The sequence below is a fragment of the Streptomyces sp. NBC_01352 genome, from assembly GCF_036237295.1.
Classification (GTDB): Bacteria; Actinomycetota; Actinomycetes; order Streptomycetales; family Streptomycetaceae; genus Streptomyces; species Streptomyces plumbiresistens.
Genome location: NZ_CP108354.1, coordinates 8,609,372 through 8,629,672 on the forward strand (window position 1 = coordinate 8,609,372; position 20,301 = coordinate 8,629,672).

The following is a 20,301-nucleotide window of genomic DNA, read 5'->3' on the forward strand; positions in this document are numbered from 1 at the left end:
AGGAGGGCCCGTGGCCGGATTGCCGGCGAGAGGCCCGCGCCGGTTTGGCATGCGAGGTCTGTGCCGGGGCGCGTACGGGATCCGCGCCGGATCGCCTACGGGGCCGTCGCCGGTTGGCCTGCAGGGCCCACGCCGGTGCGCTACGAATCCCGTGCCGGTTCGCTGGCAGGGCCGCGCCCGGCTTCCGGGCAGTGCGTCGCCTAGAAGACCAGTGCCGCCGCGCACACCGCGAGCCCTACCGTGAGGAGTGCGCCCGCCGTCGCGTGCCGGGGGGTGAGTGCCGCCGGGCTGGTCGTGGCGGACAGGGCGCGGATGCGGTGGTGGGCGATGAGCAGGAAGGCCAGCCAGAGGGCGCAGCACAGGGCGCAGACGACGATCCCGGGTGCCGAGACTCCTCCGTGCAGCGTGGTCTTCATGGCGAGGATGGCGGCGGCGGTGCTGGACAGGGTCGTACGCCGCCAGGCCAGCCGGGTCCGCTCGGGCTGGAGCCCGGGGTCCCGGTCCGAGGCCGGACGGGCGGCCGTCCCGCTCATCCCTCCCACCCGACGAGCACCACGACGACCATCGCGAGGGCCACGACCGCGACCGCGAGGCTCAGCAGCGCCGGGAACCGGGACACCGGCAGGTCCTCGCCGCGGCGCATCGCCCGCTCGCAGCGCACCCAGTGGTTGACCGCCCGCAGCGAGCACAGCACGCCCGCAGCGAGCAGCGCGAGCGCGAGCCCCACCCGCCAGCCCCAGCGCAGGTCCGGCAGGAACTGGTCCACGGCGAAGCCGCCGCCGATCAGCGCGAGCGCGGTGCGCAGCCAGGCCAGGAAGGTGCGCTCGTTCGCCAGCGAGAAGCGGTAGTCGGGGGTGACGCCCTCCTGCCGGATCTCCCGGGGGTCGAACCAGAGCCGGACGGTGCGTGCGAAACCGATCACGTGCAGGACCCTACCGGGGGCACTGTCACGGGGCGTTGTCAGTGCCGCCCGCTACCGTTCGGGGGCATGGATGTTCCCACGTCACTGGCCCAGTACGCGCAGGCCGGGCACGGCATCGCCCCCGCCGAGCGGCTGCTCGACCTGCCCGGGTTCTGGCCCGCCTACTTCGGCCCCACCTGGGACGGATTCGCCGACGAGCCAGAGGCGTTCGGCGCCGACACGGCGGACGTGGACGCGGCGGGCGAGGCGTTGTACGGGGCGACGGAGGTCTGGCCCGCGTACCGCATACCTCTGCCCGGCGGGCACCTGCTCTGGATCGTGCACCGGAACTTCCCCGACGACCCGGGCACGGACTACCTGCTCACCCACCCCGACCAGGCCCGGGAAACCTCCCTGGCATCCATCGAGGGCCACTTCACCGGGCCGGGGCTGTCCTGGCCGGATCTGGTCGCCGTCGCCGACTCGGCCCCGGCGGACGCCGAGGGCGTACGCGATCCCGGCCTGCGGCTGCTCCTGCTGCTCCCGGCGTTCGGCGACGCGGAGACACCCGTGGAGGAGGCAGTGGAAGGGATCGCCGCCGCGCTCGTCGCCGTGGGCATGACGGCGGAGGCGGCCCCTGAGGTGGCCGAGGGGATCCCTTCTGGGAGAGCCCCTACTGGGCCGCTCCGGGCAACAGCCCACTGAGCGGCGGTAGAAGTACCCGCGGACCGGTCGGCTCTGCGGCTCAGCCCATCGAGCGGTAGGCCCGCAGCCGCTCGTACGCGTCCAGCCCGTCCGGCACCCACTCCCACTCCCTCAGCCGGCGCAGCACCTCGTCCTCCGGCAGGAAGTCGTGCCAGGCCACCTCCTCGACCTGCGGGCTGACCGGGAGATCGCAGCGGACCTCGTACACCGAGGACCACCAGGTCCGGCCGGCACCGTCGTCGTAGAGGAACTTGAAGAGGTACTCGGGGCGCGGCAGCCCGCTCACGCCCAGTTCCTCCTCGGCCTCCCGCAGGGCCGCGTCGTCGTAGGACTCGCCCGCGCCGACCACTCCGCCGACGAACATGTCGTACAGGGAGGGGAAGACCAGCTTGGCCGGTGTGCGGCGGTGGACGAAGATCCGGCCCTCTGCGTCCCGGGCCTGGATGAAGACGCAGCGGTGGCGCAGGCCCTTCGCGTACGCCTCGCCCCGCGGCGACTGTCCGATGACCGTGTCGTTCTCGTCGACGATGTCGAGGATCTCGTCAGCAGCGCTCATGACCCCATCCAAGCAGGGGCCGGATCAGGCCCTGGCGTCGGTGCGCTGAAGGTCCCGCGCCCGCTCGGTCTGCGTGCACGGCATCGCCGGATGCATGCCGAGGACCACGATGCCCACGACGATCGCCGCGAGTCCCGCCGCCTCCCAGGCCAGCGCGCCCGTGTCGGTGCGCAGCCGGTCGCCGAGGAAGCCGACGCCGCAGATGATCCCGGCCAGCGGCTGGGCCGCGGTCAGGGCGGGCAGCGACATCCGCAGGGGAGCGGTCTCGAACGCGCTCTGCACGAGGATGAGCCCGGTGACGCCGAGCAGCAGCACGGCGTACGGCTGCCAGCCGGTCAGCAGCTCCACCAGGCCGCCCTCGGAGAAACGCTGGCCGCTGACCCGGGTCAGCGCGTCCTGGACGCCGTACAGCAGACCGGCGGCCAGGGCGAGCAGGACCGGGCCGGAGCTCAGCCGGGAGCGCTTGGCGTAGGTCGTGAGCAGCAGGGCGAGGCCGACCATGGCTCCGATGATCAGCCAGTGGCGCAGGGGTTCGGTGAGCGCGGTGCCGCCGCGTGGCTCGCCCGCCACGATGAACGTGGTCACCCCGCCCGCGAGCAGCACGAGGCCCGCCCAGCCCTGGCGGCCCAGCGGCTGCTTGCTCTGCTTGCGGGACAGGGCGAGGGCGAACACCAGGTTGGTGGCGAGGAGGGGCTCCACCAGGGAGATCTCGCCCTGGCCCAGCGCGATCGCGCCGAGGGCCATGCCGGCCACCATCAGCCCGATGCCGCCGAGCCAGCGCGGCACCTTCATCAGGTCGAGCAGCAGGCGGGGGGAGAGGAAGTCGCTCAGCGGGGCCTGGCGGGCGGCGTTCTGCTGGAGCACGAATCCGAAGCCCAGACAGCAGGCCGCGCTCAGGGCGAGAACCAGGACCAGAACCGACACGCTGCGTACCTCGAGATCATCCGGCGGGGCCACGGGGAGCGTAGGCGGCCGACTGTAGCGTCCCAGGGTCCGCCATGCCCCTGGGAGTGCCCGAGAACCCGGGCGGTTGACTCGATCCCGGCGCCCCGTTCGACGGGGCGGGCGCGCGACCGTGCCGACCATCGTGCGGGGTCCTGGCGGGTCCGCGCCATGGCGTGGGCCACAACAGAACCGGTGATCCGTGCCCGGTCTCGCCCGCCGCTCCACAAGTGCCTTTCAGGTCACGGAAGTTGACGCGTGTAACGCCCGTATCCCCCTTGACGGAAAGCGTTGGCTGAGGATTGGCTGTGAGTGATCAGCTGATGGCAAGCCGAAACGTCCAGACCAGAAGGCCGGCCGCCACGTCGGCCGCATACCGACGACGAGCCGCGTCGCGTGAGGAAGTCCCCGCGGTGTCCCCACCCCCGCCACCCCTCGGGCGCAGTCGCAAGCGCGCCGCCGCCCAGATCCTCGACGCCGCCCTCGACGACAGCGAACTCGTCGCCGCCCGGGCCGCCCTGGCGCAGGGGCGATGGCAGGCCGCCCGTGCGCTGCTCGCCCGGACGGGGGACGACTGGGACCGGCGGGGGCACCGGGTGACGGTGCTCGCCCTGGAGCCCTACAGCGCCGCGTGGGCCGGCGACTGGCTGCTCGCCGAGCCGGAGTCGGCCGACGCGGCCGTCCTGCTCGCCCTCGCCCAGGTCCGGCGGACCCTGCGGGGCAAGGAGAAACCGGTCATGGCCCGCGAGGCCTGCCGGACCGCCGCCGCCCTCGCCCCCGCCGACCCCACCCCCTGGCTCGGCCTGCTCATGCTGGAGCGGGACCTCGGCGCCGGCGAGGAGATCGTCCGGCTGTTCGGCGAGGTCCGGGCGCGGTACGCCGACCACCACCACGCCCATCACCTGATGGTCGCCCACCTCGCCGAGCGCCGCTCCGAGGCCGGCCCGGACCCCCTGCACGAGGTGTACGACTTCGCCCACTGGGCCGCCGAGCAGGCCCCCGCCGACTCCCCGCTCGCGATCCTCCCGGTCGTCGCGCACGCCGAGCGCTACCGCGTGCTGGCCGCCGCCGGGCACGAGCCCCCGGACCCAGCCGCCTGCGGGCACTGGGCCGGGCGCCGGGCCCGGCAGGTGATGAAGGCCGCCTTCGACTGGTGGCTGGAGTGGGAGCACGAGGGCCACCCGCGCCGACTGGTCGACCTCAACTTCCTCGCCCACGCCAAGGTCTGCGAGGGCCGGGGCGCCGAGGCGGCCGCCCTCTTCCACCGCATCGGCGACCACGTGACCCCGGCACCGTGGTCGTACCCGGACCGCGACCCCTGCCCCGCCTTCCGTGCCGCCCGCGCCGGCGCGCTCGGCACGGCGTAACGCCCCATCTCCCGGAAAAGGACGGTCTCCCCGTGACCACGGACAGTTCGCGCAGCACCACCACCCCGGGCGGCATCAGTACGTTCAAGGGGCAGGAGCGCGCCCTGCGCTCCGACCGCCTCGGCACCGGCGGCCTGCTGCTCTCCGTCCTCGCCGCGACCGCCCCCCTCATGGTGGTCGCGGGTGTCATGCCCACCACATTCGCGGTGATGGGCATCGTCGGGCAACCGCTCCTCTTCGTCGTCCTCGGCGTCGTCCTGGTCCTCTTCGGCATCGGTTACGCGGAGATGAGCCGGCACGTCCACAACGCCGGCGCCTTCTACGCCTACATCTCCCGCGGCCTCGGCGGCACCGCCGGCGCGAGCGCCGCCCTGGTCGCCCTCGTCGCGTACAGCGCACTCCAGGTCGGCATCTACGGCATCTTCGGCTTCGAGGTCGCCGGCCTGTTCGCCACCTACGCCGACCTGGAGATCGCCTGGTGGATACCGGCACTGGCGGCCGCCCTCGTGGTCGGCGCGCTGGGCCGGCTGAAGATCGACGTCAACGCGCGCGTGCTGGGCGTTCTGCTGATCGTGGAGGTCGCCCTGGTCGTCATCTTCGACGTGGCGGCCGTCGCCGACCCCGGCCCGCAGGGCCTGTCCCTGCACGCCTTCAACCCGGACACGCTCACCGGCGCCGGCCTCGGCACCGCCCTGTGCTTCTGCATCGCCGCCTTCCTCGGTTTCGAGCAGGCGCCCGTGTACGCCGAGGAGACCAGCCGCCCGCACATCCTGGTGCCGCGCGTGATGTTCCTGGCGGTCGGCGGAGTCGCCGTCTTCTTCGCGCTCAGCAGCTGGGCCCTCACCGTCGCCACCGGCCCCGCGGCGATCGTCGGCGAGGCGCGGCAGCAGAGCGCCGGACTCCTCTTCACCCTCACCGAGGACCGGCTCGGCGGCACCTTCACGGACGTCCTGCACATCCTGTTCGTGACCGGCATGTTCGCGGCCCTGCTCAGCTTCCACAACGTCGTCGCCCGGTACGCCTTCGCCATGGGCCGCGAGGGCCTGCTGCCCGCCGCCTTCGGCCGGACCACCGGCGCGAGCGGCGCCCCCGGCACCGGCTCGCTGCTCCAGACGGCCGTGTCCGTGCTGGTCGTGGCCGCCTTCGCGGTCGCCGACGACAAGCCGGCCGGCGACCCCACCGCCCCCGTCCTGCACCTGTTCACCTGGTGCGGCAACCTCGGCGCGCTCGGCGTGATCGTGCTGATGGCGGCGGCCTCCCTCTCGGTCGTCGTGTTCTTCGTCCGCCGCGGCGCCGCGGGCGCCCAGGCCTGGCGCCTGGTCACCTCCGCCCTCGCGGGCATCGCCCTCCTGGTGATCGCCGGCTACACGGTCAGGGACTTCGACGTCCTGGTCGGCGCCGGGCCCGGCTCCGCCCTGAGCTGGGCGCTGCCCGGCATCATCGGCCTCGCCCTGGTGATCGGCCTGCTCCAGGGCCTGGTCCTGCGCTCCAGGGCACCCGAGGCGCACGCCCGCATCGGGCTCGGCAACGAGGCGTTCCAGCTGGAGAAGGCGGCGGAGAAGACGCCGTGACCACCGTCGTGACCGTTGTGATCACCGTCGCCACCGCCTGAGATTCGCGTAAGAAGTGATTACGGAACCCTGACGAGCACCCGCGACCCCTGGCCGCCCCCGGGTCGTGGGTGTTCGAATGAACCTGTGAACTCCGATGAACCCGTGAACACCGAACGGCCCGAGGAATCGGGCGGAACGGGCACGGACCAGCCCGAGGCACGCGGCACCCCCGTCGGCCGCCGCGTCTTCCTCGGCACCCTCGGCCTGGGCGCGCTGGGCGTCGTCGCCGCGCCCACCCTGCAACGCGGCCTGGAGGCCTTCCTCGGCAGCGCCGCCGACAAGGACCCCACCGGCCTGACGGGCCTGCTCCCGAACGGCGGCGGCTTCCGCTACTACTCGGTCACGTCCTCCGTGCCCCGCAAGAACGCCGAGAACTACCGGCTCACCATCGACGGCCTGGTCGACCGCCCGCAGACCTACACGCTGGCCGACCTCCGAGCGCTGCCCCAGACCCGCATGGTCAAGGACGTCCAGTGCGTCACCGGCTGGCGGGTCCCCGACACCCCCTTCGAGGGGGTACGCCTGTCCCGGCTCCTGGACGCCGCGGGAGTGCGCCCCTCGGCCGGGGCGGTGCGTTTCACCTGCTTCGACGGCGCCTACAGCGAGAGCCTCACCCTCGACCAGGCCCGTCGCGCGGACGTCCTGGTCGCGCTGCGCATGCAGGACAAGGACCTCAGCCACTCCCACGGCGGCCCGGTCCGCCTCTATGTGGCACCCATGTACTTCTACAAGTCCGCCAAGTGGCTCTCCGGCATCACCGTCACCGAGGACGTGAAGCCGGGCTACTGGGAGAAGCGGGGATACGACATCGACGCCTGGGTGGGCCGTTCGAACGGGCGGGACGATGAGCCTACGAGCTGACACCCCGCCGACCACGCGGGTGCGCCGCTTCACCCGGGCCGAACGGTGGGTGCACCGCACGACGGCCGTCCTGATGGGCGTGTGCGTGGTGACGGCGGCCTGTCTGTACGTCCCCCAGCTCGCCGAACTCGTCGGCCGCCGCGAACTGGTCGTCCGCGTCCACGAGTGGGCCGGCCTCGCCCTGCCGGTGCCGGTCCTGGCGGGCCTCGTCTCCCGCGCGTTCCGCGCCGACCTGCGCTTCCTCAACCGTTTCGGCCCCCACGACCGCCTCTGGCTGCGCGCCGCCCTGCGCCGCGACAAGCGGCGCGCAGCCCGCCCGGCGGGCAAGTTCAACGCCGGCCAGAAGGTGTACACGGCCTGGGTCGCCGGCGCCACCCTGGTCATGCTCGGCACGGGCCTGATCATGTGGTTCACCCACCTCACCCCGCTGATGTGGCGCACCAGCGCGACCTTCGTCCACGACTGGCTGGCGCTGACCATCGGCATCGTCCTCGCCGGGCACATCGGCATGGCGCTGGGCGATCCGGAGGCGCGGCGGGGGATGCGGACGGGGGCGGTGAGCCGGGAGTGGGCGGAGCGGGAACATCCGCTGTGGCGCCTCTGAGCCGGCCGCTCACCAAGGACACTCCCTCGCCCGGTACGCGCTCCCGCTGACGTACTCCACCCGAACCCCGGCCTCCTGCTCCCGCAGTACGTACAGCGTTCCGTCCCAGGGAGCCCAGTTCCGCGGCACCAGGAACAACCGGTCACCGGACACGTGGAACAGCCGCAGCCCGGCGTACCGGTAGCGGTACGGGCTGCCCTTCTCGGCGACGGCGGCGACACAGCTGCCGCCGCCGCGGATCAGCAGGTCCCGCTCGCTGAACACGACCACGGCCGGGAAGCCCGAGGCGACCTCCGCCGTCGTCGTGACGGCCCGGCCGCGCCCGACGATCCCGGCGTACGCGTACACCGCCCAGAACAGCGACACCAGCGTGACCAGAAGGGCCGGCGTCCATATCCGCGCGGGCCGTCGCAGCAACGTTTCGCCGGGCTCGGGGCGGGTGCGGGCGTACGCGCTGAGCAGCACGCCCACCAGCGCCACGAGCGGGATCACGAGATTCAGGACGCCCTGCGCGACGTAGTACAGCGGCAGCAGCACGACGGCCGGCACCCACGCGTGCCGCAGCACCCGCAACACGCGCGCGGCCCGCGCCGGATCGTCCTGCACCCGGTGGTGCGCCGCCGCTGCCGCCATGGCCGCGGCGGCCGTCGCGAGGACCGGCAGATAGAGCGCGTCCACGCTCCGCAGCAGGTAGTCGGCGGTGGAGAACCGGAAGAGGGTGTCCCGCAGGCCGAGCGCCCGGGTCTCTGCGTCGGTGCTCGCCCAGCCGAAGTAGAAGAGGACCGCGGTGAAGAGGGAGACGAGTGAACCGACGGTGCCGAGGAGTTCGAGCCATCTCGGAGGGCCAGGTGGGGGAGGAGGGGACGGCGGGTCCGGAGGTGGGACCGGTGGTGGGACCGGTGGTAGGTCCGGTGGGGGAGACGGCTCGGGATCCGGGGCGGGCGTAGGCGTAGGTGGTGGAGGCGTACGGCGGAGTCTGTCCCGGGCGCGGGTCAGTACCGTGCGCACGCGGCGCGGGCGGTCGGGGTCGCTCACGGGGTGACCGAGGGCGTGGCGGATGACGAGGAGTCGGTCGGGCCGGTGGGGTCGGGGGCGAGGACGGTGAAGGCGCTGTTCAGGGTGGCCGACGGGCCGTACGTGGCCGTGATGCTGACCGTCTTCGGGTAGGGGCCCGTCTTCAGCTTCGGAACGACGACGTCGAGCAACACGGGCCCGCCCGGCTCGAGCTCGGGCTGGTCGCCGAGGTGCTCCGCCTCCTGGTCCCCGTCCGTGATCGTGACGTCGATCTGCTCCACCTCCTGCTTCGTCAGGCCGAAGTGGATGCCCTCGAACGTGATCCTGATCGTGTCGCCGGGTTTCGCTTTCTCCACGTTCACCGAGGCGACCCGGAAGGCACAGGCGGCCCCGCCGCCGGCGCCCTTCGAACCCTTCAACCGCACGGTGGCTGAAGGGTGCCGGCGATGGAACTCCAGGAGGTTGCCGAGTACCTCATAGGCGGCCAGGCCCTTGCAGGAGGTCAACTCGCCCTGCGTGCGGGAGTAGTCGGCAGTCGCCGTGTCCCAGCTGCCGCCCTGGCCCTGGACAGCCGCGCACGCCGAGGCCAGACCGCGGAGCACCTGCCACTCCGGTTCCTTCGCTTTCGCGTACTCCTTCGCCGTGCCCGCGCACGCGGACGGGGCCTCGCCGATCGTGTCGTACACACTAGCGGGGTCGGGCGCCACGTCGGTGTTGGGCGAACGCGGCCCGGGCGGAAGCCACGCGGGCCCCTCTACCTTCTCCGGTCCGCCGCTCGAGCCTCCGGAATCACTGCTTCCGGAACCCGGCCCCTGCCCGGACCCGGAGCCGGACCCGCCGGAACCCCCCGACCCGTTGGTACCACCGGACCCACCCGAAGCGGAGCCACCCGAACCGGAGCCACCCGAACCGGAGCCACCTGAACCGGAGCCACCTGAACCGGAGCCACCCGAACCGGAGCCACCCGAACCGGAGTCACCTGATCCCCCGGACCCACCGTCACCGTTCTCCTCCGGCGGCACCCAGGTAGGCGTACCCCCGCCCGACCCGCCGTCCTTCTGACCACCACCGCCACCGTCGGCGACCCCGCCGGAGACACTCGTACCGCCCCCGCCGCTCCCCGACGCGTCGTCCCCGCCGCCGCTGCCGCAGGCCGCCGCCGTCGCGATGGCGAGCGCTCCCGCGACGAGTAAGCCCGATATGCGCATCCCGAGTGAGACCGCCATGACGCCCCCGTTGCCTCAAGTCCCCTTGGCGAGGGGACCGTCCGCTCATGATGGGACCGTCAGGCCCATGGCGGGAAGCGGTTTCTCCCAGGCTGCGAAGGCAGGGGCCAAAGGGTGCTCAAGAGGCGAAGTCCAGGAGGACCTTGCAGGATTGCCCCCGGTCCGCCGCCAGCGCGAAGGCCGCCTCGGCCTGCGCCACCGGCAGCACCGCGCTGACCAGTCCGTCGAACGAGGCCTCGGCGGCGAGCAGTCGCAGTGCCTCGTCGAACTCGCCGTCGAACCGGAACGCGCCGCGCAGTTCGATCTCGCGGCTGACGACGAGGTTCCCGGCGAAGGGCGACTGCCCCGGCGGCAGCATCCCGAGCTGCACGACCACGCCCCCGCGCCGCACCAGCCGCAGCCCGGTGTCCAGCCCGGCGGCCACCCCCGACGCCTCGATCACCACGTCCACCTCCGCCGGCCACCCGGCGTCGTCCGGATCATCGGCCCGTACGACGGTGTCGGCACCGGCGACCCGTGCGTACTCGAGCGCCCGCGGCACCAGGTCCGTCACCGTCACGCGCGCCGCCCCGGCGGCCTTCGCCGCCGCGACGACCAGGCAGCCGATGGGCCCGGCGCCGGTGACGAGGACATGCTTCCCGGCGACCGTCCCGGCCCGTCGCACCGCGTGCAGTGCGACGGACAGGGGCTCGGCGAGCGCGGCCCGGCGCAGCTCCAGGCCGGCCGGGAGCGCCCTGACCTGCTCGGCGGGTACGACCATGTGAGCCGCGAACCCGCCCTGCACGTGCGGAAACCGTGCCGCGCTGCCCAGGTAACGCGTGTCCCGGCAGACGTTCCGGCGCCCGTCCGCGCACTCCGGGCAGACCCCGCAGGGTGTGGCCGGGTGCACGGCGACTGCCGTACCGGCAACCGGCCCTGACGCGCCGGCACCGTACGAGACGACCGTTCCGACCACCTCGTGGCCGAGCACCATCGGCTCCTTGAGCCGGAAGTCGCCGACTCCGCCGTGCCGCCAGTAGTGCAGGTCGGACCCGCACACCCCGCCGTACCGCACGGCCACCAGCGCCTGGCCGGGGCCGGGGTCCGGTACCGCCAACTCCTCGACCCGCAGGTCACCCTGTCCGTGGATCACGCAACCCAGCATCAAAGCCTCCCGGAGGTCACAGCACGCTCGTCATGCCGCCGTCGACGTACAGCACCTGTCCGCCGACGAAGTCCGCGGCGGGCGAGGCGAGGAACAGCACCCCGCCCACCAGGTCCTCCGTACGGCCCCAGCGGCCGGCCGGGGTGCGGCGCCGTACCCACGCGCTGAACTCCTCGTCCTGGACCAGGGGTTGGGTCAGCTCGGTCTCGATGTAGCCGGGGCCGAGGCCGTTGACCTGGACGCCGTACGGGCCCCAGTCCGCGCACATGCCCTTGGTGAGCATCTTCAGGGCGCCCTTGGTGGCCGCGTAGGGCGCGATGCCGGGGCGGGCCACCTCGCTCTGCAGCGAGCAGATGTTGATGATCTTGCCGTGGCCGCGTTCCGTCATCCGGCGGGCGGCTTCCCTGCCGACCAGGAAGGCGCTGGTCAGGTTGGTGTCCAGGATCCGGTGCCAGTCGGAGTCGGTGAACTCCAGGAGCGGGGCGCGCAGTTGCATGCCCGCGTTGTTGACCAGGATGTCGAGCGGGCCGACCCGCTCCTCCACCTCCGCTATGCCGTCCGCCACCGACGGCCCGTCGGTGACGTCGAACACGGCCGTGTGCACCTCGCCGGGCAGCTCGGCGGCGGCCTTGGTGAGCCGCTCGCCGTCCCGCCCGTTGAGGACGACCCGGCAGCCCGCCTGAGCCAGGCCGCGGGCCAGCGCGAGTCCGATGCCCCGGCTGGAGCCGGTGACCAGGGCGGTCCGCCCGCCGATGTCGAACAAGGGGTGACTCATCGCCGTACTCCTAGATGATCAGCGAGAGGAGGAGGACCACACCGCCCGCGACCACGGAGATGATCGTCTCCATGACGGACCAGGTCTTGAGGGTCTGGCCGACGGTCAGGCCGAAGTACTCCTTCACCAGCCAGAATCCGGCGTCGTTGACATGGCTGAAGAAGAGCGAGCCGGCGCCGATGGCCAGGACGAGCAGGGCCGTGTGGGTCGTCGACATGTCGGCCGCGAGCGGGGCGACCAGGCCGGCCGCCGAGATCGTCGCCACGGTCGCCGAACCGGTCGCCAGCCGGATCGCCACCGCGATCAGCCAGGCCAGGAGCAGGGCGGGGATCGACCAGTCCTTGGAGATGTCCAGGATCATCTGGCCGACGCCGGAGTCGATCAGCGTCTGCTTGAAGCCGCCGCCCGCGCCGACGATGAGCAGGATGCCCGCGATGGGCGCGAGGCCCTTCTCGACGAGTTGCGAGACCCGGTCCTTGGCGAACCCGGCGGGCCGCAGAAGCGTGAATATGCCCACCAACACGGCGGCGAGCAGGGCGATCAGCGGAGAGCCGATGACGTCGAAGGTGCGCTGCACGTCGTGCGTCGGGTCGTCGATGACGATGTCGACCAGTGCCTTGGACAGCATCAGGACGACCGGCAGGAGGATCGTGGCGAGGGTCGCGCCGAAGCCGGGACGCCTCTCCAGTTCCTCGGAGGCGCGCTGCGGGATCATCCGCTCGGGGGCCGGGACGTCGACCCAGCGGGCCGCGTACCGGGCGAACAGCGGACCGGCGATGACCACCGTCGGTATGGCGACGAGTACGCCGAGCGCCAGCGTGACGCCCAGGTTGGCCTTGACCGCGTCGATCGCTACCAGCGGGCCGGGGTGCGGCGGGACCAGACCGTGCATCACGGACAGGCCGGCGAGCGCCGGGATGCCGATGCGCATGAGCGAGTAGTTGCCGCGCTTGGCGACCATCAGCACGACCGGGATCAGCAGCACCACGCCGACCTCGAAGAACAGCGGCAGTCCGATCACCGAGGCGATCAGCACCATCGCCCACGGCATGGTGCGGCCGCTCGCCTTCGCCAGGATGGTGTCGACGATCTGGTCGGCGCCCCCGGAGTCGGCGAGCATCTTGCCGAGGATCGCGCCGAGGGCGATCAGCACGCCCACGCCGGCCACGGTCGACCCGAGCCCGGTGGTGAAGCTGGTGATCGCCTTGTCGAGCGGCGCTCCGGCGAACGCGCCGAGCGCCAGTGACCCGATGGTCAGCGACAGAAACGCGTGGAGCTTGAACTTGGTGATGAGCAGGACGATGACGGCAATGCCCGCCAGAACGGCGATACCCAGCTGAGCGTGGCCGGCCGAGGTGATCGGCTCGGGTGCGTCCGCTGCCAGCATCTCGACACTGAGTCTGGTCACAGGGGATTCCCTTGCAAGTACGGGGAGGGGGGAGGGGTGTTACTGGGGGGAGTTGGGGAGGGGTGCTACTGGGGCACGTCGGGGAGGACGCTCAGTGCCTCGGCGGCCCGCTCGGTGATCTCCTCGGGGCTTCCGGAGACGTCCACGGCGACTCCCGCCTCGTCCGCCTGGAGCGGCTGGAGCGTGGCGAACTGGGAGTCCAGCAGCGCGGTCGGCATGAAGTGGCCCTGACGGTGCGTCATGCGGTCCTCGATGAGCTTCCGGTCGCCCGCGAGGTGCACGAACACGACACCGGGAGCGGCGGCCCTGAGCCGGTCGCGGTACGACCTCTTCAGCGCGGAGCAGCTGACCACCCCGCCGAGCCCGGCCCGCTCGTGCGCCCAGGCGCCGATGGCGTCGAGCCACGGCCACCGGTCAGCGTCCCCGAGAGGGGTGCCGGCCGACATCTTGTCGATGTTGGCCTGGGGGTGGAAGTCGTCGCCCTCGGCGTAGGGAACGTCCAGCCGGGCCGCGAGCAGGGGACCGATCGTGGTCTTGCCCGTGCCGGCGACGCCCATCACCACGACGACGTGAGGGGTACGCATCACTGCCTCGCTGTCTTCCTCGACATCCGACGTCGACATCTGACGTCGGCCACACTGAAACCTATTAGGTACGACGAATTCAAGAGTCTGTGACAAATAAGTCTGACTTTTTGTTCCTGTGATCTGCCCCGTACGCTGAGTGCATGAGCACATCGGGCCGGGGGCTGCACGGCCGCGTACTGGAAACCCTCGGCCCCGCGATCACCGCGGGCGAGTACCCGCCCGGCAGTGTCCTGCGGACCGACGAGCTGGCCCAGCGTTTCGACGTCTCACGCTCCGTGATGCGGGAGGCGGTCCGCGTCCTGGAGTCCATGCACCTCGTCGAGTCCCGCCGCCGCGTGGGTGTGACGGTCCGTCCCGCGAACGAGTGGAACGTCTTCGACCCCCAGGTCATCCGCTGGCGCCTGGCCGGCGCCGACCGGCCCCGCCAGCTGCGCTCCCTCACCGTCCTGCGCTCCGCGATCGAACCGGTCGCCGCGGGGCTCGCCGCCAAGTACGCCACGGCCGACCAGTGCGCCGAACTCACCGAGTGCGCCCTGGGCATGGTGGCCCACTCGCGAGGCCATCAGCTCGAGGGCTACCTGGTCCACGACATCGCCTTCCACCGCGTCATCCTCAACGCCTGTGGCAACGAGATGTTCGCGCGTCTCGGCGACGTCGTCGCCGAGGTCCTCGCCGGCCGCACCCACCACGAGGTCATGTTCGACGACCCCGACCCGGCCGCCGTCACCCTGCACGTCCAGGTCGCGGAAGCGGTCCGCGCGGGCGACGCCGTCCGCGCGGAGGCACTGACCCGCGAGATCACGGTGGGCGCGCTTCAGGAGCTGGACATCCTGGCGCCGTAACCGGGTCCGGACAGGCCCTGGTCGAGGGCCCGGACAGGCCTGGCCCTAGTCGAGGAAGGTCCCGTCCACGTACACCCACGCGCCGTCCACCCGCTCGAACCGGCTCCGCTCGTGCAGCGAACCGCCCCGGTACGAGGCGCGGAAGGTCACGGTTCCGGTGGTGTGGAACGCCGATCCCTCGCTCGTGGCGAGGATCTCCAGACCGGTCCAGCGCATGCCGGGATCGAACTCGACCCGGGGCGGCCGGGTCCGGGGGTGCCAGGTGCGCAGCAGGTATCCCTCGTCGCGCTTCACGAAAGCGCTGTAGCGCGAACGCATCAGCGATTCCGCGGTCGGTGCCGCGGTCTCACCCCGGTGGAATCGGCCACAGCACTCTGCGTACGTCTCCCCAAGATCGCAAGGGCATGAGGGCTTGTGAGCAGGGGCGGAAGGGCTCTGGGACCGGAGATGCGGGGTACGTCGGGGCATGACCGCCATTCTGCTAGAACATCGCCTGTGGGAAACCTGTGAAGCACCTGTTGCGGCTTGCGCACATCGTGTGCGAGTCATGCGCGGCACCCTCCATCGAACCCACCTGAGGCGTGGCGTGAAGACGCCTTGTTGTCCAACTCTTCGCACTCCACCGTGGGTTGAGCACTTGAGCATCAGGAGTCACAAGCGTGTGCGCTTGACCCGGGCGGCCGTCCGTCCGGGCACTGACGGGGGAAGCTGATGCGGTGTCCGCGGCCCGGCGCGCCTTCGCGCGTCGGGGACCTTCCGCCTGCACCGTGACGAAACCTCTCCTTTCTGCCGTCTCTTGGTGCCTGTCGATCGGTGCCCGAAAAGGGATTGGAGGGGGAATGCCGACGAATGCAGTGAACGCCGCCAGGCCGACGTATCCCGGCGTCTATGTCGAAGAGCTTCCCAGCAGCACCCGCACCATCTCCGCCGTGACCACGTCGGTGACCGCCTTCGTGGGACACACCCGGCGGGGTCCGCTGAACGAGCCGGTGCGCGTCACCGGCTTCACCGAGTTCGAGCGGCGCTTCGGCGGGCTCGGCTCGAAGAGTGCCCTCGCCTACGCGGTGCACCAGTTCTTCGGCAACGGCGGCACCGTCGCCGTGATCGTCCGGGTGGCCAAGGCCGGCAGCGGCAAGGCCGCCTGCGTCGTCCTGGAGTCCACCGAGGGCCACAGCGAGAGCCGCGTGCTCGAAGTCCACGCCAAGGAACCCGGCGTGTGGGGCAACGGCCTGCGCGTCGCCGTCGACTACGACACCCCCGACCCCGACGCGACCTTCAACCTGCGGGTCTACGACGCCAAGGGCGACGCCCGCGAGAGCTTCACCGGGCTGTCCATGGACGCCTCTGGGGGAGGGCGGTACGCGCCGACCGTGATCAACGCGGGGTCGCGGCTCATCCGCGTCGAGGCCGTCGGCGAGGGGCGCCCCGACCCGTCGGGCACCGTCTCCAAGCCGTTCGGGCACGAACTGCCCGACCTGGCCGTCGACCTGACCGTCAAGATCGGCGACGTGGAGCGCGAGTTCACCCTCTACGACCCCGACTGCGACGGCGAAGCCCCGTCCGGCGTGGCCGAGTTGGCGCTGCTGCTCGAACGCAAGCTGCGGGCGCTGCCCGACGCCCCGGGCAAGCACGCCTTCGCGGGCGCCGAGGTCACCTCCTTCGGCCGGCGCGTCCAGGTCGTCGCGGGCTCCACCGACCCCGAGGACGTCGTCCGCTTCGTCGGCGAGTGCGCCAACGACCTGGGCCTGGAGGCCTCGGTCAACCCGCCGGTCTTCCCGCTGGAGGGCGGCGAGGACGGCGAGGCGCCCGGACCGCGCGACCTCATCGGCTCCGAGGCCGACAAGACCGGCATCCAGGCCCTGCGCGGCGTCGCCGACGTCAACCTGCTGGCGCTGCCCGAGCTCGCCTCGTACGAGAAGACCGAGGACATGCTCACGGTCGTCTCGGCGGCCCAGCGGCTGTGCCAGGAGCGACGGATCTTCCTGCTGGTCGACGCGCCCAGCACCTGGGTGAGCGTCGACACGGCACGGGCCGGCCTCTCGGCCTTCGACGCCGTCCGCGGCAACCACGCCGGCCTGTACTTCCCGCACCTGCAGCTCACCGACCCGCTCACCGGGCGGCTGCGCTCCTTCCCGCCGTCCGGCGCGGTCGCGGGCGTCATCGCGCGCACCGACTCCGAGCGCGGCGTGTGGAAGGCGCCGGCCGGCACCGAGGCGCGGCTCGCGGGCGTGCACTCGCTCACCGTCGACCTGACCGACCGCGAGACCGGGCTGCTCAACCCGCTCGGCGTCAACTGCCTGCGGACCTTCCCGGTGACCGGGCCGCTGGTGTGGGGCGCACGCACCCTCGAAGGCTCCGACGCGCTGGACAGCGAGTGGAAGTATGTGCCCGTGCGGCGGCTCGCGCTGCACGTCGAGGAGAGCCTCCAACGGGGCCTGCAGTGGGTCGTGTTCGAGCCCAACGACGAGAGCCTGTGGCAGCAGATCCGGCTCGGCGCCTCCTCGTACCTGCACACGCTGTTCCGCCAGGGCGCCTTCAAGGGCAGCACCCCGCGCGAGGCGTACTTCGTCAAGTGCGACCACGAGACCACGACCGACGAGGACGTCGCGAACGGCGTCGTCAACGTCCTGGTGGGCATCGCGCCGGTCCGGCCGGCCGAGTTCGTCGTCGTCAAGATCCAGCAGACGTCGGGCCAGTTCGAGCTCTAGGGGCCATCCCCGTCCAGGGGCCACTCCCCGACGCCGCAGAATCATGGAAAGCTGAAGGAATCCGATGGCTGAGTTCACGGTCAACGCGCATCGATTCGACCCCTACAAGAACTTCAAGTTCCTGGTCCTGTGGGACGGTCGTACGGTCGCCGGCATCAGCAAGATCAGTCCGCTGAAGCGGACCACGGAGGTCGTCAAGCACCGCCACGGCGGCGATCCCTCCTCCCCGCGCAAGTCGCCGGGCCGCTCCGAGTTCGAGGGCGTCACCCTGGAGCGCGGAGTCACCCACGACCCCGAGTTCGACCGCTGGGCCAACAAGGTCTGGCAGGTCGGCGCGGGGCTCGGCTCCGAGGTGTCCCTGGCCGACTTCCGCAAGGACCTCGTGATCCAGGTCCTCAACGAGGCCGGACAGGTCGCCGTCTCGCACAAGCTCTACCGGACCTGGCCCAGCGAGTACCAGGTCCTCGGCGAACTCGACGCCAACGCCAACGCGGTGGCCATCCAGTCGCTGAAGCTCGAGTGCGAGGGCTGGGAGCGGGACTACGAGGTGCCCGAACCGGAGGAACCGTCGTTCCTCAACCCGGCATGAACCGGGCGTAGTCGATCTGATCGGGGGAGGACATGGCGATCACCGGGGCGGCCGAACTGCTGGCCGCCTGGGAGGCGGGACTGGCCGAGGCACCGGTCGGGCGCGCGCTGCTGCTGCACCGTGCGGCCCGGCCCGACGTCGACGCCGGACGGCTGCCCTCGGTGCCCGTCGGCGAGCGCGAGGCGGACCTGTTCGCGCTGCGCCGGGCGCTGTTCGGCGAGCGGATGCAGGTACGGCTGGAGTGCGCGGCGTGCGGCGCGGACATGGAGTTCGAGCTGGACGCCGGGCAGCTGGCCGGTTCGCTCGGCGGGCGCGGCGAGCACGTCGTGCGGGTTCAACAGGGCGGCTGGGACGTCGAGTTCAGGCTGCCCGGCGCTGCCGACCTGGCGGCGGTGGCCCGTGCGGCGGACCCGCGTACGGCGCTGCTCGCGCGGTGCCTGGTCTCGGCGACGCACGACGGGAGCGCGGTGCCGGCCGGGGAGCCGGCGGCGCGGGAGTTGCCCGCGGCGGTGCAGCGCCGGATCGCCGAGGCGGTCGAGGCGGCCGATCCGGGCGCCGACCTCACGCTCAACGTGGCCTGCCCCGAGTGCGGGCAGGCCACCCGGGCCGAGCTCGACATCGCCTCCTACCTGTGGACCGAACTGGACGCCTGGGCGCGCGACGTGCTCCTCGACGTCCATCTGCTCGCCACCGCGTACGGCTGGAGCGAGCCGGAGATCCTGGCGCTCAGCCCGCTGCGGCGCCGCTACTACCTGGAGCTGTGTGCGGATGTCTGACTCCTCTGCCGAGCGGTCCGGGCCCGACTTCCTCGACCGGCTGATCGCCCGGCACGCCGCACCGGCCGCCACCCCGCGCCCCGGCGCCGGGCGGGTGCGGCCCCGGCTGCCCGGCCCCTTCGAACGGGTCGAGGCGGTACGGGCCCAGGCGGCGACGCCGGACGAGGACGGGCTGCTGTGGCCCTCCACCACGCCGACGGTCCTGCCGCCACCGGACGCGCCGCGCCCGGCCGCGACCGGCGAGGCCCGGGTGTACACGGAACGGGAGCGGACCGTCGTACGCACCGAACGGGCGCCCGCCGAACCGGCCTCGCGTCCTGCCGCGCAGGCCGCCCCGGAGATCCCCCTGCTGCGGCCCGCCGCGCCCCTCGTACCGCGGCAGGTGCCCTCCGCCGCCGGGCGGCGCGCGGCGGGACAAGGGCGCTCCGACCGGGGTGCCGACCGGCCCGCGGCGTCCGTGCCCACCCTCCCGGGTGCGGACGCCGCTCCCCCCGCCGTCGTGTCCGCGGCGCTGCGCCCCGCCGCCGCGGACACGACGGCCGCACGGGACGCCGTACGCCAGGCCGCGGCCCGGCGACCCGCGCGGGCGGCCGAGCAGGTGGTGCAGGTGCAGATCGGCCGGCTGGAAGTGACGGCGGCCGAGTCGCCGTCCGGCGGCGCGCGGCAGCGGCGGACGCCGCAGGCGGGGCGGGCGGGGGCGACCGTGAGCCTCGCGGAGTACCTGGCACGGGGGCGCGAGTGAGCCGCGCACAGGCAGCAGTGGGACGAATTCGGCTGGATGGAACCGAGGGACTGACGTCATGAGCAACGCACTGGCCATCGCCCATGTCACCCAGGCCCTCGCCCTGCTGATCGAGAACAACGTGGGGCCGGAGTTCGGCGAAGCCGTCAAGGTCGAGCCGCGCAAACCGCCGGCCGACGCGCAGGCCGAGCCGACCATCTCCGTGTTCCTCTACCAGGTCACGCCCAACACCTCGCAGCGCAACAACGACCTGCCGACGCGCGCGTCGGACGGCACCCTGGTCAAGCGGCCCGCCGCGGCACTCGACCTGCACTACCTGATCAGCGCGTACGGCGAGGAGACGGAACTGGTCGGGCAACGGCTGATCGGCTCCGTGGTGCGCACCCTGCACGAGACACCGATCCTGCCGAAGGACGTCGTCGAACAGGCCGGTGAGCGGCCCTACCTGGCCGGGAGCGACCTCGCCGGGGCGGCACAGCGCGTGCGGCTCACGCCGACGGTGATGGACATCGACGAGACGTCGAAGCTCTGGGGGATGCTCCACCAGACCCCGTACTCGCTGTCCGTGGTCTACCAGGCGGCCCTCGTCTTCATCGACGGGCGCGAGACGCCGGTGCCGGCGAAGCCGGTGGAACGGTCCGACGTCCGAGTGGTGCCGTTCGTGGCGCCGGTCCCGGAGACGGAGACCGAGGATCCCGTCTCAAGGCCCGCGCCTGCGTCTGAGTCTGCGCCTGCGCCTGCGTCCCCGTCTGCAAAACAGGCCGCGAAAGCCCCTGCGAAGACCGCGGCCAAGACGGTGGCCAAGGCGCCGGCCGCCCGGACCCGGAAGGCCGCCCAGGCGGGCAAGTCCGCGCAGCCGGAACCCCGCAAGCGCACCGCTCGCCGGGCCGACGGCGAAGGCACGGAGAACTGAGACCAGATGGGGACGACGGGGGCAGGTG

General features: G+C 72.3%; 22 protein-coding genes. 11 read left to right on the forward strand and 11 right to left on the reverse strand.

What is annotated here, in order from left to right; translation table 11 throughout:
* Window positions 1-200: 200 nt before the first annotated feature.
* Together OG252_RS39580 and OG252_RS39585 are read right to left on the reverse strand one after the other, a co-directional pair.
* Entirely contained in the window at window positions 201-533 is a 333-nt protein-coding gene (locus tag OG252_RS39580) for a DUF202 domain-containing protein (RefSeq protein ID WP_266442363.1), read from the reverse strand.
* On the reverse strand, window positions 530-922 hold the full coding sequence (locus tag OG252_RS39585; protein ID WP_266442365.1) for a YidH family protein: 393 nt from the start codon (window positions 920-922) through the stop codon (window positions 530-532). The genes OG252_RS39580 and OG252_RS39585 overlap by 4 nt, the downstream gene beginning before the upstream one ends.
* Before the next feature lie 66 nt (window positions 923-988).
* Between OG252_RS39585 and OG252_RS39590 the strand changes: the two genes are divergently transcribed.
* Window positions 989-1,606, forward strand: a complete 618-nt coding sequence (locus OG252_RS39590) for a hypothetical protein (RefSeq protein ID WP_329342246.1) — start codon at window positions 989-991, stop codon at window positions 1,604-1,606.
* Between the two features lie 40 nt (window positions 1,607-1,646).
* Here the strand turns inward: OG252_RS39590 and OG252_RS39595 are convergent, their stop codons facing one another.
* Entirely contained in the window at window positions 1,647-2,162 is a 516-nt protein-coding gene (locus OG252_RS39595) for an NUDIX hydrolase (protein WP_266442370.1), read from the reverse strand.
* A 24-nt stretch (window positions 2,163-2,186) separates the two neighbouring features.
* A complete protein-coding gene (locus tag OG252_RS39600) occupies window positions 2,187-3,086 on the reverse strand; it encodes a DMT family transporter (protein ID WP_266442372.1) in 900 nt (299 codons plus the stop codon).
* Between the two features lie 431 nt (window positions 3,087-3,517).
* Here OG252_RS39600 and OG252_RS39605 point away from each other — a divergent pair, with 431 nt between their 5' ends.
* The 4 genes from OG252_RS39605 (at window position 3,518) to OG252_RS39620 (ending at window position 7,549) form a co-directional block, all read left to right on the forward strand.
* Entirely contained in the window at window positions 3,518-4,471 is a 954-nt protein-coding gene (locus OG252_RS39605; RefSeq protein ID WP_266442374.1) for a hypothetical protein, read from the forward strand.
* Between the two features lie 32 nt (window positions 4,472-4,503).
* Window positions 4,504-6,042: an APC family permease gene (locus OG252_RS39610; protein ID WP_266442376.1), complete on the forward strand. Its 1,539-nt coding sequence runs from the start codon at window positions 4,504-4,506 to the stop codon at window positions 6,040-6,042.
* Between the two features lie 144 nt (window positions 6,043-6,186).
* On the forward strand, window positions 6,187-6,945 hold the full coding sequence (locus tag OG252_RS39615; RefSeq protein ID WP_266442377.1) for a molybdopterin-dependent oxidoreductase: 759 nt from the start codon (window positions 6,187-6,189) through the stop codon (window positions 6,943-6,945).
* The gene (locus OG252_RS39620) at window positions 6,929-7,549 is read left to right on the forward strand and encodes a cytochrome b/b6 domain-containing protein (RefSeq protein ID WP_266442379.1); all 621 of its coding nucleotides are present in this window, start codon (window positions 6,929-6,931) and stop codon (window positions 7,547-7,549) included. The genes OG252_RS39615 and OG252_RS39620 overlap by 17 nt, the downstream gene beginning before the upstream one ends.
* A 9-nt stretch (window positions 7,550-7,558) precedes the next feature.
* Here OG252_RS39620 and OG252_RS39625 read toward each other — a convergent pair whose 3' ends face one another.
* From OG252_RS39625 to OG252_RS39650, 6 genes are all read right to left on the reverse strand, one after another.
* Window positions 7,559-8,584, reverse strand: a complete 1,026-nt coding sequence (locus OG252_RS39625; RefSeq protein WP_329342251.1) for a hypothetical protein — start codon at window positions 8,582-8,584, stop codon at window positions 7,559-7,561.
* Complete coding sequence (locus OG252_RS39630) at window positions 8,581-9,249, reverse strand: hypothetical protein (RefSeq protein WP_329342253.1); 669 nt, start codon at window positions 9,247-9,249, stop codon at window positions 8,581-8,583. The genes OG252_RS39625 and OG252_RS39630 overlap by 4 nt, the downstream gene beginning before the upstream one ends.
* Window positions 9,250-9,907: 658 nt before the next feature.
* Complete coding sequence (locus OG252_RS39635; protein ID WP_266442387.1) at window positions 9,908-10,933, reverse strand: L-idonate 5-dehydrogenase; 1,026 nt, start codon at window positions 10,931-10,933, stop codon at window positions 9,908-9,910.
* A 16-nt stretch (window positions 10,934-10,949) separates the two neighbouring features.
* Window positions 10,950-11,708, reverse strand: coding sequence for an SDR family oxidoreductase (locus OG252_RS39640; RefSeq protein ID WP_266442389.1), 759 nt, complete (start codon window positions 11,706-11,708; stop codon window positions 10,950-10,952).
* Between the two features lie 10 nt (window positions 11,709-11,718).
* Complete coding sequence (locus OG252_RS39645) at window positions 11,719-13,116, reverse strand: GntP family permease (protein ID WP_266442392.1); 1,398 nt, start codon at window positions 13,114-13,116, stop codon at window positions 11,719-11,721.
* A 65-nt stretch (window positions 13,117-13,181) separates the two neighbouring features.
* Window positions 13,182-13,700, reverse strand: coding sequence for a gluconokinase (locus OG252_RS39650; RefSeq protein ID WP_266442395.1), 519 nt, complete (start codon window positions 13,698-13,700; stop codon window positions 13,182-13,184).
* Window positions 13,701-13,843: 143 nt separating this feature from the next.
* On the opposite strand from OG252_RS39650, the gene OG252_RS39655 reads away from it, so the two are divergent.
* Window positions 13,844-14,545: a FadR/GntR family transcriptional regulator gene (locus OG252_RS39655; protein ID WP_266442398.1), complete on the forward strand. Its 702-nt coding sequence runs from the start codon at window positions 13,844-13,846 to the stop codon at window positions 14,543-14,545.
* A gap of 45 nt (window positions 14,546-14,590) precedes the next feature.
* Here the strand turns inward: OG252_RS39655 and OG252_RS39660 are convergent, their stop codons facing one another.
* Window positions 14,591-15,013: a YchJ family protein gene (locus tag OG252_RS39660; protein ID WP_266442400.1), complete on the reverse strand. Its 423-nt coding sequence runs from the start codon at window positions 15,011-15,013 to the stop codon at window positions 14,591-14,593.
* 371 nt (window positions 15,014-15,384) lie between these two features.
* Between OG252_RS39660 and OG252_RS39665 the strand changes: the two genes are divergently transcribed.
* From OG252_RS39665 to OG252_RS39685, 5 genes are all read left to right on the forward strand, one after another.
* Window positions 15,385-17,253 carry a phage tail sheath subtilisin-like domain-containing protein gene (locus tag OG252_RS39665; RefSeq protein ID WP_266442402.1) on the forward strand — a complete coding sequence of 623 codons (1,869 nt, stop codon included), beginning with the start codon at window positions 15,385-15,387 and terminating at the stop codon, window positions 17,251-17,253.
* Window positions 17,254-17,317: 64 nt separating this feature from the next.
* Entirely contained in the window at window positions 17,318-17,842 is a 525-nt protein-coding gene (locus OG252_RS39670) for a phage tail protein (protein ID WP_266442404.1), read from the forward strand.
* 32 nt (window positions 17,843-17,874) lie between these two features.
* A complete protein-coding gene (locus OG252_RS39675; protein ID WP_329342258.1) occupies window positions 17,875-18,618 on the forward strand; it encodes a T4 family baseplate hub assembly chaperone in 744 nt (247 codons plus the stop codon).
* Entirely contained in the window at window positions 18,611-19,360 is a 750-nt protein-coding gene (locus OG252_RS39680; RefSeq protein WP_329342260.1) for a hypothetical protein, read from the forward strand. Before OG252_RS39675 ends, OG252_RS39680 begins: the two co-directional genes overlap by 8 nt.
* A gap of 58 nt (window positions 19,361-19,418) precedes the next feature.
* On the forward strand, window positions 19,419-20,273 hold the full coding sequence (locus tag OG252_RS39685; protein ID WP_329342262.1) for a DUF4255 domain-containing protein: 855 nt from the start codon (window positions 19,419-19,421) through the stop codon (window positions 20,271-20,273).
* Window positions 20,274-20,301: the final 28 nt, after the last annotated feature.

Coding starts and splice junctions, on each gene's coding strand:
- OG252_RS39670 (WP_266442404.1), top strand. CDS start 17,318: ATGGCTGAGTTCACGGTCAACGCGCATCGATTCGACCCCTACAAGAAC.
- OG252_RS39580 (WP_266442363.1), bottom strand. CDS start 533: ATGAGCGGGACGGCCGCCCGTCCGGCCTCGGACCGGGACCCCGGGCTC.
- OG252_RS39665 (WP_266442402.1), top strand. CDS start 15,385: ATGCCGACGAATGCAGTGAACGCCGCCAGGCCGACGTATCCCGGCGTC.
- OG252_RS39590 (WP_329342246.1), top strand. CDS start 989: ATGGATGTTCCCACGTCACTGGCCCAGTACGCGCAGGCCGGGCACGGC.
- OG252_RS39685 (WP_329342262.1), top strand. CDS start 19,419: ATGAGCAACGCACTGGCCATCGCCCATGTCACCCAGGCCCTCGCCCTG.
- OG252_RS39635 (WP_266442387.1), bottom strand. CDS start 10,933: ATGCTGGGTTGCGTGATCCACGGACAGGGTGACCTGCGGGTCGAGGAG.
- OG252_RS39650 (WP_266442395.1), bottom strand. CDS start 13,700: ATGCGTACCCCTCACGTCGTCGTGGTGATGGGCGTCGCCGGCACGGGC.
- OG252_RS39655 (WP_266442398.1), top strand. CDS start 13,844: ATGAGCACATCGGGCCGGGGGCTGCACGGCCGCGTACTGGAAACCCTC.
- OG252_RS39620 (WP_266442379.1), top strand. CDS start 6,929: ATGAGCCTACGAGCTGACACCCCGCCGACCACGCGGGTGCGCCGCTTC.
- OG252_RS39660 (WP_266442400.1), bottom strand. CDS start 15,013: ATGCCCCGACGTACCCCGCATCTCCGGTCCCAGAGCCCTTCCGCCCCT.
- OG252_RS39675 (WP_329342258.1), top strand. CDS start 17,875: ATGGCGATCACCGGGGCGGCCGAACTGCTGGCCGCCTGGGAGGCGGGA.
- OG252_RS39595 (WP_266442370.1), bottom strand. CDS start 2,162: ATGAGCGCTGCTGACGAGATCCTCGACATCGTCGACGAGAACGACACG.
- OG252_RS39680 (WP_329342260.1), top strand. CDS start 18,611: ATGTCTGACTCCTCTGCCGAGCGGTCCGGGCCCGACTTCCTCGACCGG.
- OG252_RS39640 (WP_266442389.1), bottom strand. CDS start 11,708: ATGAGTCACCCCTTGTTCGACATCGGCGGGCGGACCGCCCTGGTCACC.